This is a genomic window from Pseudomonas sp. SZ40, from assembly GCF_052958135.1.
The window spans coordinates 26,096-39,235 of record NZ_JBQWIF010000019.1; the positions used below are offsets into that span (position 1 = coordinate 26,096).

Sequence of the window (13,140 nt, forward strand, 5' to 3'; positions counted from 1 at the left end):
CCCATGACCGCCCAACAGGCACAGCTGTCCCATCCACTGCGTTCGCAGCGTCTCAACCAACTGACTCACGAGCCTCATGGCAAGCTCGATGCGCTGGTCAAAGGCCATGATCCGTTCGGCAGTCCAGAGCGTTTCGCACGCTTCGTCGCCGCCCAGTATCTGTTCCAGTACGACCTGGAAACGCTCTATCACGACCCCGCGCTGCTCGCGTTGCTGCCGGATCTGCCGGCACGCTGCCGGTTGCAGCAGGCCCGTCTCGATCTGGCTGACCTTGGCCTGCCGGTGCCACTGGGCGATGAGTCTATTCGTGGCCAGTCCCTGGGGCTCGGCGCCGCCCTTGCCTGGCTGTTCGTGTCCGAGGGCTCCAAGCTGGGGGCGGCCTTCCTACTCAAGCGCATGCCCGCTCTGGGCCTGAGCGAGACCTTCGGGGCGCGGCATCTTGGCGAGCCCGAGGGTGGCCGGGCGCAAGGCTGGAAAACCTTCGTCGCGGCGCTCGACGGTGTCGAACTGGATGAGCAGCAGGAGCGCGAGGCCGAGGCTGCCGCCATCGCGGCCTTCGAGCGTTTCGCCGTGCACCTGGAGCGCAGCTTTGCCTGATACGCCACAGACGGTGGCGAGTGGCTGGGCACGCTGGCTATGGCTGGCGCTCGCCTACCTGAGCATCTGCATGGCGGCGCTGGGCGTGCTGGTACCTGGCTTGCCGACCACCGAGTTCGTACTGCTTGCCGCCTGGGCCGCGTCGCGCAGTTCACCACGGCTTAGCGCCTGGCTGGAGAGCCATCGTCTGTTCGGCCCGCTGCTGCGCAACTGGCGGGACGGTGGTGTGGTCACCCGGCGTACCAAGCTGGTAGCAAGCCTGAGCATGCTGATGGCCTTCGCCATCATGCTGCTGACAGTAGCGCACACGCCGTCGCTGATTTTCGCCGGCCTGGGCATGAGCGGCGGCGCGCTGTGGATCTGGTCTCGGCCGGAGCGACCACGCAAAGACAATTGCGCCCCATAGCCCGCGGTTGAGGGCAGCGATAGCTGGGATGCGTCGATATTAGACCTGGAGTTTTCGGTCGATTGTGCTCGGGTATCGCTTCGCTCGACGCCAGGCTGCGCATGCTGCGTTTGGCTTATGCTATGCCTTCGATCGAACGAGGGCCTGGCGATGAACAAGGATATCGGCGAGATCAGCGGTGCCTGCCATTGTGGCGGGGTGCGCTTTCAGGTGACGCTGAGCGACGGCCTGCATACCGCGCGGCGCTGCAACTGCTCCTATTGCCGGATGCGCGGCGCGGTGGCGGTATCTGCCGAACTGGCGGATTTCCGCGTGCTGCAGGGCGCAGACTTACTGACGGTCTATCGATTCAACACCAAGAGCGCGGAGCATCACTTCTGCTCGCGCTGCGGTATCTACACCCACCATCAACGCCGTTCCAATCCTCATCAGTACGGCGTCAACGTGGCGTGCCTGGAGGGTGTCAGCCCGTTCGACTTCGCCGAGGTGCCTGTCAGCGATGGCATCGCCCACCCGAAGGACGACCCCTCTGGCGCCGGACCGCGACAGGCTGGCGTGCTGCGCTTCATCCCGTCGTGAGCGTGCAGCCCGCCGCGCAGAAATGAAAATGCCGCGTAGCTTGGGGGCCACGCGGCATCGGGTACTGCAGGCGTGGTATTACGGCATCAGAACGCCGGAACCACCGCACCTTTGTATTTTTCCAGGATGAAGGCTTTCACTTCGTCGCTGTGCAGGGCCTTGACCAGCTTCTGTACGGCGGCGTTGTCCTTGTTGTCTTCACGGGTCACCAGGATGTTGACGTACGGCGAATCGCTGCCTTCGATGGCCAGGGCATCCTGGGTCGGGTTCAGCTTGGCTTCCAGCGCGTAGTTGGTGTTGATCAGCGCCAGGTCGACCTGGGTCAGAACGCGCGGCAGGGTCGCGGCTTCCAGTTCACGTACCTTGATGCCCTTCGGGTTCTCGGCGATGTCTTTCGGCGTGGAGAGGATGTTGTTGGCATCCTTGAGCGTGATCACGCCGGCTTTCTGCAGCAGCAGCAGGGCACGGCCGCCATTGGTGGCGTCGTTGGGGATCACCACGTTGGCGCCTTGCGGCAGGTCTTTCAGATCCTTGATCTTGCTGGAGTAGGCGCCGAATGGTTCGACGTGCACACCGCCTACGCTGACCAGAGTGGTGCCACGGCTCTTGTTGAACTCGTCCAGGTAGGGCTGGTGCTGGAAGAAGTTGGCGTCCAGACGCTTCTCGGCAACCTGTACGTTGGGCTGTACGTAGTCGGTGAACACCTTGACGTCCAGCTCCACGCCTTCTTTGGCCAGTGCCGGTTTGACAAAGTTGAGGATCTCCGCGTGCGGCACGGCCGACGCCGCGACGCTCAGGGTTTCAGCCTGGGCAGCGCTGGAAAAGGCTGCGACGACAGCCAGGGCAGTAAGCAGTTTTTTCATCGTTTGACTCCTTGAGATGAGGCGGCGTGGCGGCAAAGTGCCGGTCGTCCGTTCCAGCTGTTTATTTACGGGAGAAGTGCACCACCAGCCGATCGCCGATGGTTTGCAGGATTTGTACGAGCACCACCAGCAGCGCCACGGTCACGAACATCACGTCCGGCTGATAACGCTGATAGCCGTAACGCACCGCCAGGTCACCCAGGCCGCCGCCGCCGATCAGGCCACTCATCGCGGTGTAGGACACCAGGGTGATGGCGGTGACGGTGACCGCCGCCAGAATGCCCGGCAGGGCCTCGGGCAACAGGGCGTTGAAGATGATCTGGCGGGTGCTGGCACCCATCGCCTGGGTCGCTTCGATGATGCCGCGGTCGACCTCGCGCAGGGCGGTTTCCACTAGGCGCGCGAAGAACGGCGTGGCGCCGACCACCAGCGGCGGTATGGCGCCCGCAACCCCCAGCGATGTGCCGGTGATCAGCACCGTGACCGGGATCAGCAGGATCAGCAGGATCACGAAAGGCACCGAACGCAGAATGTTCACCAGCAGCGAGACCACCGCGTAGAGCGCCTTCTGTTCGAACATCTGCCGTGGTCCGGTGAGGAACAGCAGCACGCCGAGGGGCAGGCCGAACAGCACGGTGAACAGCATGGAGCCGCCCAGCATGTTCAGGGTATCGAGGCTGGCCTGCCAGATTTCCAGCCAGTCGACGTTGGGCAGTAGGGTTTCCATCAGCGCAAGACCTCCAGGTGCACATCGGCCGCTTCGAAGCGGGCCAGGGCCGCGTCGATATCGCCGCCACTCAGGGCCAGGGTCAGTTGGCCGTAGGGCGTATCCTTGATGCGGTCGATACGCCCGGCGAGGATGCTATAGTCGATACCGGTTTCCCGGGCGACCTGGCCGAGGATCGGCGAATAGGTCGAGTCCCCCTGAAAGGTCAGGCGCAGGATGCGACCCTGAACATGGGCGAAATCGTCGCGCTGCTCGTTTTCGTCGACCTGCTCGGCCTCCTGAACGAAGCGCCTGGTGGTGGCATGCTGCGGGTGCAGGAAGACGTCGGCGACGGCGCCCAGTTCGACGATCACGCCAGCATCCATGACCGCCACGCGGTCGCAGACGCGACGAATCACGTCCATTTCATGGGTGATCAGGACGATGGTCAGGCCCAGTTCGCGGTTGATCTCGGCCAGCAGTTGCAGCACCGACGCGGTAGTTTGCGGGTCGAGGGCACTGGTGGCCTCGTCGCAGAGCAGAATCTTCGGCCGGGTCGCCAGCGCCCGGGCGATGCCCACACGCTGCTTTTGCCCGCCGGACAGTTGTGCCGGGTACTTGTTGGCGTGGTCCTGCAGGCCGACGCGCTCGAGCAGGGCGGCGACGCGCTGCTCGATCTCCGCGTTGGCCACGCCAGCCAGCTTCAAGGGCATCGCGACGTTGGCGGCGACGGTCTTGGATGACAGCAGGTTGAAATGCTGGAAGATCATCCCGACCTGCTGGCGGAACGAGCGCAGGCCATCGGCACCGAGTGCGGTCACGTCCACGCCGTCGATATCGATGCGTCCGCCGGAAGGCTCTTCGAGGCGGTTGATCAGACGCAGCAGGGTACTCTTGCCGGCACCGGAGTGACCGATGATGCCGAATACTTCGCCACGGTCGATGTGCAAATCGCAGGGTTGCAGGGCGGGGATATCGCGGCCACTGACGCGGTACGCCTTGTGAACCTGGTGGAAGTCGATCACGCGTTAAACCTTTTGGGTTCGTCGTTTTTGCCGGATAGGCATATAGATTAGATGCGCTAGTTTATCCGGCGCTTGTTAGGCCTCAAAGATATTTGTAGGCCTATGTTTATAGCTAAAAAGCTGGTTGATGTGCGCCGCTCCAGGCGGCACATCCCCTTCAGCTACCGATTGCGCGCACTCAGTATCAGGTGGGGCACCTGAACGGGTTTCACGGCATGGCTGAGGGTCAGCTTGAAGGTCGGGTCGCGTTTCATCACCCGTGCTTCGAGCAGGCCGGTGACGCGGCGCAGATCCTCGGCGCTGCGCACCTGGATATGCACGGTGCGATCGAAGGTCACCACATCCGCAGCCACAGCATCGAGGCGTTCGAACAAGGCGGCCTCATCACGGCTATCCAGCATCGGCAGGCTGACTTCGCTGCGTTTGGCGGCAGGATCGATCAGTTGCGCCGGCACTTCCGGTTGCGCATCGGCGGCACGGGTCGCCGCTGCCTGGGCCTCGGCAGCCTGGCGCAACAGGCGCAGTTGTTCCTGACGCGCGGCCTGGGCCTGCTCACCGGCCTGGCGGGCCTGCTCGACTGCGCTCAGCTCGGCTTCACGGGCCTTGCCGATGGCGCCATCCAGGCCGGTGGTCAGCGCCGGGGCCTTGGGCATCAGGTTGCGCGCATGCCCCAGGGATTGGGCGGCCTTGTCGAGATCGCCGCTTTCCAGGGCTTTCTGACCTTCCTGCAGATAGGCTTCGGACAGGCGTCGCTGGGCGTGCAGCACCGCCGCGGGGTCACCGCTCTGCTGCAGCGCTTCGAATTGCGCCTCGGCCTCGGCCAACTGGCCAGCGGCCAGGTTGGCGTCGAACTGCTCCTGTGCACTGGGAGCAACCGCCACGGCAGCCGGAGCCGCAGCGGGTTCGGCTTCCTGGCGGCTTTGGCAGCCGACCATCAGCAGAACCAGTGCGGCCAGAGCGGCACGGCATAGGGGGAACGATGTCATGGCTGCGAGTCTCGATTTGTGCAAAAAACACGCAATTCTACACGCTGGCTGGTGTGCTGACCAAATTCCGCGATTCACGCTCGGCGGCGCGGCAGTGCGAAACTGAGCAGGAACAGGCTGGCTGCGGAAACCACGATGGACGGGCCGGCCGGGGTGTCCTGCAGCCAGGACAGGCTGAGGCCGCTGCACACCGCGACGATGCCCAGCAGGCTCGCGCCAAAGGCCATTTGTTCCGGGGTGCGCGCATGTCGCTGCGCGGCAGCGGCGGGGATGATCAGCAACGAGGTGATCAGCAGCACGCCGACGATCTTCATGGCCACTGCGATGACGATGGCGATGAGCAGCATCAGACCGAGGCGGATCGCTGCCACCGGCAGACCTTCCACCCTGGCCAGTTCCTCGTGCACGGTAATCGCCAGCAACGGGCGCCACATCAGCACCAGCAGGATCAGTACCAGAGCACTGCCAGCAAGAATCCAGGCCAGATCGGTGGTGCTGACGGCGAGCAGGTCGCCGAACAGGTAGCCCATCAGGTCGATGCGTACGTCGCGCATGAAACTCAGCACCACCAGGCCCAGCGACAGCGTACTGTGGGCGAGGATGCCGAGCAGCGTATCGCTGGCCAGTGGCTGGCGGGTCTGCAGGGTGACCAGCAGGATCGCCAGCAGCACGCAGCCGACGGTCACCGCGAAGGTCGGGCTGACGTCCAGCATCAGCCCCAGGGCCACACCGAGCAGCGCGGCATGGGACAGGGTGTCGCCGAAGTAGGCCATGCGTCGCCACACCACGAAGGAGCCCAGCGGGCCGGCGACCAGCGCCAGAGCGAGGCCAGCGAGCAGGGCGTTGAGCAGAAAATCAGCCATGCGTGCAGCCATCTCCGTGTACATGGGGGCGAACCGGGCCGTTGATGGTCAGGCCCGGTTTGTCGCTGACCACGCCGCCATGCAGGTCGTGTTCATGGTCGTGGTGGTGGTGATAGACGGCCAGGCTCTGGGCGTCGCGGCCGAACAGCTCGACGAAGGCCGGATCGAAACTGACCTGCTCGGGATGCCCCGAACAGCACACGTGACGGTTCAGGCACACCACCTGATCGGTGGTGCTCATCACCAGATGGAGATCGTGGGAGACCATCAGCACGCCGCAGCCATGGCGATCGCGCAAACGGGTGATCAGCCGATACAGCTCGGCCTGGCCGGCGACGTCGACGCCCTGGACCGGCTCGTCGAGCACCAGCAACTGCGGTTCGCGCAGCAGGGCACGGGCCAGCAGCACGCGCTGCAGTTCGCCACCGGAGATACCCTGCAGCGGGCTGTCGAGCACCTGGCTGGCACCCACCTCCGCCAGCGCCGCCTGGGCCCGGGCACGGTCGACGCCGGGTACCAGGCGCAGAAAGCGCAGCACGCTGAGCGGCAAGGTCGGGTCGACGTGCAGTTTCTGCGGCATGTAGCCGATGCGCAGCTTGGGCTTGCGCCAGACGCTGCCGCTGTCCTGCTTGAGCAGGCCGAGCACCGCGCGTACCAGGGTGGTCTTGCCGGCGCCGTTGGGGCCGATCAGGGTGACGATCTCGCCGGGTTTGATGGTCAGCTCGACGTTATCGAGCACCGTCTGCCCGGAGAAACCGACAGTCACGCCTTCGAGGCGAATCAGTGCGTCGCTCATTTGCTGCCTTGGCAGCCTGCGCACAGGCCGACGACTTCCACGGTCTGGCTTTCGACGTTGAAGCCGACACCCTTGGCGCCGGTGACGATGGCGTCGCTGATCGCTGTCTGCTCCAGCTCCACGGCGGCATTGCAACTGCGGCAGATCAGGAACTGGCTCTGGTGAGCGTGTGCCGGATGGCTGCAGCCAACGAAGGCGTTGAGCGAGGCGATGCGGTGCACCAGGCCATTTTCGAGGAGGAAATCCAGGGCGCGATAAACGGTCGGCGGTGCAGCGCGGCGGCCATCTTCCTCGCTGAGCACGCCAAGAATGTCGTAGGCGCCCAGCGGCTTGTGGCTGGCCCATACCAGCTCCAGCACCCGCTTGCGCAGAGTGGTCAGGCGCAGGCCCTGGCGAGCGCAGATGGCCTCGGCTTCGGCCAGCGCGTGGCTGACGCAGTGGGAGTGGTCATGGGGGCGCGATGCCAAAGGCGGCACGACGCTGACGGGTTTGTACATGGCGAGGGCCTCGAAGCGTAGGACGTTATTCTATTACGCATCGGCCATCGCGCGCCAAATGAATGCGGCTGACGGTCGCCTGACGGCGATCAAAAGGCCTGGCTGGCTGCCAGGAAAGTACGGCTGTAGGGTGCTTCGGCCTGGTTATGACGGATCTGGTCGGCGCTCAGTGATTCGATGATACGACCCTCCTGCATCAGCCCGAGGTTGGGGCAGAGATGGGCCACCACTGCCAGGTCATGACTGACGAGCAGGTAGGCGAGATTGCGATCACGCTGCAATCGTTTGAGCAGGTTGAGGATTTCCGCCTGCACCGAAACGTCCAGCGCGGAAGTCGGTTCGTCGAGCAGCAGCAGGTCCGGCTCGAGAATCAGTGCGCGGGCAATCGCCACGCGCTGGCGCTGGCCACCGGAGAGCTCATGGGGGTAGCGAAAGCGCAGCTCGCGGGACAGCCCAACCTCGTCGAGCATGTTCAGCAGTCGGCGTTCGCTGCCATCGAGGCGGTGAATGCGCAGCGGTTCGCGCAACACCTGTTCTACCGTCTTGCGCGGATGCAGCGACGCATAGGGATCCTGAAACACCATCTGCAGGCGTCTGGCGAGGACGCCCCGTGGCGTACCTCGCAGATCACTACCCTCCAGACGTGCCTGGCCCCGGTAGCGCACCAGCCCCGCCAGGGCGCGCAATACGCTGGACTTGCCGCAGCCCGATTCGCCGATCAGGCCGTAGGCACCGCCACGCTCGATGTGCAGGGATACACCCTCGACGACCTGGCGCCCCGCGTAATCGACGACCAGATCGCTTACCTCCAGCAGCAGGCTCATGCGTCGAACTCCTCGAGTGGCCGTGACCAGTCCGGGGTACGTTGCGGGACCGTCAGCCAGTCCTGCGGGCTATGCAGGTCGGGGCGGCTGGCCAGCAGTGCGCGGGTGTAAGGGTGGCGAGCCAGATGCAGATCACGGGCGGCCAGCCGTTCGACGATGCGCCCGGCATACATGACCAGGATGCGGTCGCAGAACCCGGCGACCAGATCCAGATCATGGCTGATCAGCAACAGGCTGGAGCCCTGGCGCGCCAGCAGCTCATCGAGAACGCTCAGGAACTGGCGGCGTACGGTCACGTCCAGTGCCGAGGTCGGTTCATCGGCGATGATCAACTGCGGTTCGGTGATCAGCATCATGGCGATCATGATGCGCTGACCCATGCCGCCCGATACCTGATGGGGGTACAGCTCGTAGACCCGCTGTGGTTCGCGGATCTGCACTGCCTCGAGCATCGCCAGGCTGCGTTGACGCGCTTGCTCGCGGGCGTTGGGGTGGTGCAGCCGCCAGGTCTCGGCGATCTGCTCGCCGACCCGTTTGAGCGGGTTGAGCGAGAACTTCGGATCCTGAAGGATCATCGAGATGCGTCGACCACGTATCGTCTGCATCTGCCGTTCATCTGCCCGGATCAGGTCGATGCCGTCGAAGCTCATGCGGCTGGCGCTGACATGGCCGCCGCGGGCGGTAATCTGCAGCAACGCACGGGCAGTCTGCGACTTGCCACTGCCCGACTCGCCGACGATGCCCAGCTTTTCGCCCGCGCGCAGCGAGAAGCCGATGCCGCGCACCGCTTCATGCTGGCCGCGTGGCCCGTTGAAGCCCACGCGCAGATTTTCTACTTTGAGCAGGTCAGTCATGGCGGGGATCCAGGGCGTCGCGCAAACCGTCGCCGAACAGGTTGAAAGCCAGGCTGGCGATCAGGATCGCGCAACCTGGTCCGGCGGCGACCCACCATGCGGTTAGGCCATACTCCCGTCCGCTGGCGAGCATCGCGCCCCATTCCGGGCTGGGAGGCTGGGCGCCGAGGCCGAGAAAGCCGAGACCGGCAGCGGCAAGGATGATCGCCGCCATGTTCAGAGTCACTCGTACCACCACCGAGGGCAGGCACAGAGGCACGATATGCAGCACGATCAGGCGCAGGTGCGAGGCGCCGAGCAGGCGTGCCGCGGCAAGGTAATCCGCCTGGCGGATGGCGAGCGTTTCGGCCCGCGCCAGTCGCGCTATCGGGGGCCAGGCGGAAAGGGCGATGGCCATGATCGTATTGTCGATGCCTGGGCCGAGGGCCGCGACGAAGGCCAGGGCCAGAATCAGCCCGGGAAAGGCCAGGAACAGGTCGACGACACGCATCAGCACACGGTCGGTCCAGCCGCCGAAGTAGCCGGCGCAAACGCCGATCAGCAGGCCAAGGGGCGTGACGATGATGGCGCAGAGCAGGGCGATGTACAGCGTCAGCCGGGTGCCGTGCAGCAGCCTGCCGAGAATGTCGCGGCCCAGCTCATCGGTACCCAGCCAGTGCCGCGCCGAGGGCGCTTGCAGCGTTGCGGCAAGATCCTGTGCATTGAAGTCGCCCGGAGCCAGCCAGGGTGCAATCACCGCCAGGGTAACGAGCAGCAGGAGAATCACCAGCCCGGCCAGTGCCGAGTGATTGCTGCAGAAACGGCGCACGGCCAGGGCGCTCTGGCGGCTGCGTGCCTGCCAGATCGTCTCGGCCGGAGTTGGAGCGCTTTGCATCACAGGGCCTCCCGGGCGCGTGGGTCGAGCAGGCGGTAGAGCAGGTCGCTGAACAGGTTGAGCAGCACGAAGATCAGCCCCACCAACAAGGTGCAGCCGACCACTGCGTTCATGTCACCGGCCATCAGGGCATTGGTCATGTAGCGACCGAATCCGGGCCAGGCGAATACCGTTTCGATCAGCACCGCGCCTTCCAGCAGAAAGGCATAGGCCAGCGCCACTACCGTCACCAGCTGCACGGCGATGTTGGGGAAGGCATGCAGCCATACCGTGCGTGTCCAGGACAGGCCCTTGACCCGGGCAGTGACGATGTACTCCTGCTGCAACTGTTCGAGCATGAAGCTGCGTGTCATGCGGCTGATATAGGCGAAGGCGCTCAGGCCGAGGATCGATGCCGGCAGCACCAGGTGTGCCCAGGCATTGCGCAACACTGCCCATTCGCCCTGCCAGAGGGCATCGAGCAGGACGAAACCAGTGACGTTCTGGTAATTCCACTGGTAGGCGAAATCCAGTCTGCCTGGCCCGCCGACCCAGCCAAGAGCGGCGTAGAACAGCGCAAGAGCCATCAGGCCGAGCCAGAAGCTCGGCGTCGAATAGCACAGCAGGCCGATTATTCTTACGCCATGATCGAGCGGGCCGTTGCGGCGCATCGCGGCCAGCACGCCGAGCGGAATGCCCAGTAGCGTGCCGATCAGCATGGCCACACTGGCCAGCTCCAGAGTGGCCGGAAACACCCGGGCGATATCGGCGAGCACTGGCTGCCCGGATACCAGCGACATGCCCAGGTCCAGTTGCAGCACATCCAGCAGGTAACGACCGAACTGTTCAGCCAGGCTGCGATCCAGCCCGAGCTGGCGATGCAATGCGGCATAGGCCTCCGTGGAAGCGCCTTCGCCGAGAATTGCCAGGACCGGATCGACGGGCAGCAGGCGACCAATACAGAAGGTGAGTGCGGCGAGCCCGAGCAGCGTGATGAGTACCGATAACAGGCCGCTGAGCAGCTTCATTTGTAGGCCTTGGCGTAGTAGCTGCGCGAACCGTTCCAGCGCCAGCCCTGCAGGCTTGTGCGCAGCGCGGCCACCTGATTGAGCTGAAACAGGAAGGCAAACGGACCGTCCTGCATCTGCTGGCGTTGCAGGTCGTGATAGAGCGCCTGTCGGCGGGCCTCGTCTGGCTCGAGCAGCGCGCTTTCAACGGCACGGTTGGCTGCCTCGGAGTAATAGCTGGCGAACACGGTCGGCACCGCTCCGGTGGCCTTGCGTGGCGTGGGCTCGGGATTGAAGACCAGGCGCGATGCCATGCCATGGGCATCCGGAATGTTACTGTCGAGGCTGTGCAGGCTGATGTCGAACTGGTTGGCGAAGATGCGGGTGAACAGCTGGCCGTTGGTCATGCGCTCCAGGTTCAGGCGGATACCCACCTGGGCCGCGTTGTGCTGCAAGTGCTGAGCGACCGGCGCCGAGTACAGCGGCGTGCCGTACAACAGGCGGCGTTCGAAGCCATCCGGGTAGCCGGCTTCGCTCAGCAGTTGCCGGGCCTTGTCGACGTCGAGCCTGAAAGGCTGGCCACTTTCCGCGTCGAGGGCGCCGAACGAGCCCAGCGGCACGAAGCTGGCGCGGGGCACGCCGTTGTAGCGCATCACCGTGCTGGCCAGGGCCTGGTAGTCGATCAGGTAGCGCAGCGCCAGGCGTACCTTGGGGTTGCCGAGAATCGGGTCGTTGTTGTTGATGTCGAGAAAGTACATCTGCGGTTTTTCCACCGCGACGATGCGCACCTGCTCCTTGCCCTCGAGCGCCCCCAGGTCCTCTGCATTGAGGTTGCGTGCGACGTCCACGTCGTCGCGTTCGAGGAGCAGGCGCTGGGTGGCCGACTCGGCGACATGGCGCAGGATCACCCGCTCCAGTTTCGCCGCCTGCCAGTGGCCGGGATTGCGCTCCAGTACCGCCACTTCGCCGGCACTCCACTGGCGTAGTCGATAGGGGCCGACGCAAGCACTGTGCCGGCCCAGCCAGCGGTTGCCGAGGTCACCATCGACCGCTTCGCTCAACAATGTCTGGCGATCCAGCAGGCTGGACACCCGGTGGGTGCCAATTGCCTGCATGATCACCGATTGTGGATAGGCGCGATCCAGTTGCAGCTGCAGGGTCAGGTCATCCAGCGCGCGGATGCGCCGCTCGGCGTCCTCCAGGCGAAAGCCATACTCGCGCAGGGCATTGGCGCCGGCCATGCCGAGCTGCAGGTTGCGGCGAATCGACCAGGCCAGATCCTCGGCCGTCGCGCTGCGGCCATCGGCGAAGCGCAGATCACCACGCAGATGGAAGGTCAGGGTTCGACGATCGGCAGATTGCTCCCAGCGTTCGGCCAGCCCTGGCAAAAGCCGTGTGGCATCCTCTGGATCTGGTGTTACCAGCGTATCGCAGAGGTTGGCGATGACCTCATTGGTGACGATATCGCTACTGCGCGCCGGGTCGAAGGTGTTGATCGAATCGATGTTCCAGGCGATCACCAGTACGTTGTCCGGTGTGCCGAGCGAGTCGCTGCAGGCGCCCAGCGCGAGGGCCAGGCTGGCCAGCAGTGCATGGCGCATGCGCTTCGCCATCATTTCGGAACGTCCACGCTGCAACCGCAGCGGGCAAGCGTTGCTTCCAGGCGTCGATCCGGCATGGCGTGCTGGCGCAACGCCCGCGCGGTCTGCTCGGCATACTCACGGGTGCTGCCGAAATGGCCGCGAGCATGGCTCAGTACCTGGCGCAGTACCGGATCCGGCAGGCTGCCGGCGAAGTGCGGCCCCTGACGGTTGAGCACGAAGGTCAGGGCGTCGATGCGCGTGCCGTCCTCGAGCCGGCAAGTCAGCCATTTCGGCTGGTAGGCGGCGTCGATCATCTCGCGCCGCCAGAGGGCCAGCAGGTGGCAGTCCAGTTCTTCTTCGGCCAGGCGGTAGGCGAAGCCGTTGCAGGAGCCACCTCGGTCCAGACCAAATACCAGGCCTGGCTGTTCCGGGGTTCCACGGTGGTTGTGCGACCACAGATAGAGGCCTCGATGGTAGCCGTGCAGGCGTGCACGGCGCACCTCCAGCGACGGGCATTCCGGACGCCAGATCAGCGAGCCGTAAGCGAACAGCCAGAATGGCTGGTCGCCACGCTGGCGGTGCACGGTCTCCATCGACTGGCGCATCTGTTCGGCGCTGAGCAGCGCGCTGGTGAGCGCAAGCGGCGAGTCGAATGGGGAGTTGGCCGGGTTCATGATCGCTGCCTGAAAGTTGTGGCCCCG

Annotated in this window: 16 protein-coding genes; 3 read left to right on the forward strand and 13 right to left on the reverse strand. The window is 64.7% G+C overall.

Annotated elements, in window-relative coordinates; translation table 11 throughout:
- Positions 1-3: 3 nt before the first annotated feature.
- From ACT9T4_RS15760 to ACT9T4_RS15770, 3 genes are all read left to right on the forward strand, one after another.
- The gene (locus ACT9T4_RS15760) at positions 4-597 is read left to right on the forward strand and encodes a biliverdin-producing heme oxygenase (RefSeq protein WP_042553615.1); all 594 of its coding nucleotides are present in this window, start codon (positions 4-6) and stop codon (positions 595-597) included.
- The gene (locus tag ACT9T4_RS15765) at positions 590-1,003 is read left to right on the forward strand and encodes a YbaN family protein (RefSeq protein WP_042553614.1); all 414 of its coding nucleotides are present in this window, start codon (positions 590-592) and stop codon (positions 1,001-1,003) included. The genes ACT9T4_RS15760 and ACT9T4_RS15765 overlap by 8 nt, the downstream gene beginning before the upstream one ends.
- A gap of 150 nt (positions 1,004-1,153) precedes the next feature.
- Positions 1,154-1,582, forward strand: a complete 429-nt coding sequence (locus tag ACT9T4_RS15770; protein WP_042553613.1) for a GFA family protein — start codon at positions 1,154-1,156, stop codon at positions 1,580-1,582.
- 86 nt (positions 1,583-1,668) lie between these two features.
- Here ACT9T4_RS15770 and ACT9T4_RS15775 read toward each other — a convergent pair whose 3' ends face one another.
- From ACT9T4_RS15775 to ACT9T4_RS15835, 13 genes are all read right to left on the reverse strand, one after another.
- The gene (locus ACT9T4_RS15775; RefSeq protein ID WP_042553612.1) at positions 1,669-2,445 is read right to left on the reverse strand and encodes a MetQ/NlpA family ABC transporter substrate-binding protein; all 777 of its coding nucleotides are present in this window, start codon (positions 2,443-2,445) and stop codon (positions 1,669-1,671) included.
- A 61-nt stretch (positions 2,446-2,506) separates the two neighbouring features.
- Entirely contained in the window at positions 2,507-3,172 is a 666-nt protein-coding gene (locus ACT9T4_RS15780; protein WP_090423656.1) for a methionine ABC transporter permease, read from the reverse strand.
- On the reverse strand, positions 3,172-4,176 hold the full coding sequence (locus tag ACT9T4_RS15785) for a methionine ABC transporter ATP-binding protein (protein ID WP_499117860.1): 1,005 nt from the start codon (positions 4,174-4,176) through the stop codon (positions 3,172-3,174). The genes ACT9T4_RS15780 and ACT9T4_RS15785 overlap by 1 nt, the downstream gene beginning before the upstream one ends.
- A gap of 161 nt (positions 4,177-4,337) precedes the next feature.
- Complete coding sequence (locus ACT9T4_RS15790; RefSeq protein WP_499117862.1) at positions 4,338-5,162, reverse strand: PA5502 family lipoprotein; 825 nt, start codon at positions 5,160-5,162, stop codon at positions 4,338-4,340.
- A 74-nt stretch (positions 5,163-5,236) separates the two neighbouring features.
- Positions 5,237-6,025, reverse strand: coding sequence for a zinc ABC transporter permease subunit ZnuB (gene znuB, locus ACT9T4_RS15795; RefSeq protein WP_042553608.1), 789 nt, complete (start codon positions 6,023-6,025; stop codon positions 5,237-5,239).
- Positions 6,018-6,821, reverse strand: a complete 804-nt coding sequence (gene znuC / locus ACT9T4_RS15800) for a zinc ABC transporter ATP-binding protein ZnuC (protein ID WP_042553607.1) — start codon at positions 6,819-6,821, stop codon at positions 6,018-6,020. Before znuC ends, znuB begins: the two co-directional genes overlap by 8 nt.
- Positions 6,818-7,318 (reverse strand): Fur family transcriptional regulator, encoded by a 501-nt coding sequence (locus ACT9T4_RS15805; protein ID WP_042553606.1) that lies wholly within the window; start codon positions 7,316-7,318, stop codon positions 6,818-6,820. The genes znuC and ACT9T4_RS15805 overlap by 4 nt, the downstream gene beginning before the upstream one ends.
- A gap of 89 nt (positions 7,319-7,407) precedes the next feature.
- Positions 7,408-8,142: an ABC transporter ATP-binding protein gene (locus ACT9T4_RS15810; protein ID WP_042553605.1), complete on the reverse strand. Its 735-nt coding sequence runs from the start codon at positions 8,140-8,142 to the stop codon at positions 7,408-7,410.
- Positions 8,139-8,996: an ABC transporter ATP-binding protein gene (locus ACT9T4_RS15815; protein ID WP_499117865.1), complete on the reverse strand. Its 858-nt coding sequence runs from the start codon at positions 8,994-8,996 to the stop codon at positions 8,139-8,141. Before ACT9T4_RS15815 ends, ACT9T4_RS15810 begins: the two co-directional genes overlap by 4 nt.
- Positions 8,989-9,870, reverse strand: a complete 882-nt coding sequence (locus ACT9T4_RS15820; RefSeq protein WP_179539569.1) for an ABC transporter permease — start codon at positions 9,868-9,870, stop codon at positions 8,989-8,991. Before ACT9T4_RS15820 ends, ACT9T4_RS15815 begins: the two co-directional genes overlap by 8 nt.
- Entirely contained in the window at positions 9,870-10,877 is a 1,008-nt protein-coding gene (locus tag ACT9T4_RS15825; protein ID WP_499117867.1) for an ABC transporter permease, read from the reverse strand. Before ACT9T4_RS15825 ends, ACT9T4_RS15820 begins: the two co-directional genes overlap by 1 nt.
- Positions 10,874-12,457 carry an ABC transporter substrate-binding protein gene (locus ACT9T4_RS15830; protein ID WP_499117869.1) on the reverse strand — a complete coding sequence of 528 codons (1,584 nt, stop codon included), beginning with the start codon at positions 12,455-12,457 and terminating at the stop codon, positions 10,874-10,876. Before ACT9T4_RS15830 ends, ACT9T4_RS15825 begins: the two co-directional genes overlap by 4 nt.
- A gap of 11 nt (positions 12,458-12,468) precedes the next feature.
- Positions 12,469-13,113 (reverse strand): gamma-glutamylcyclotransferase, encoded by a 645-nt coding sequence (locus ACT9T4_RS15835; protein WP_179539571.1) that lies wholly within the window; start codon positions 13,111-13,113, stop codon positions 12,469-12,471.
- Positions 13,114-13,140: the final 27 nt, after the last annotated feature.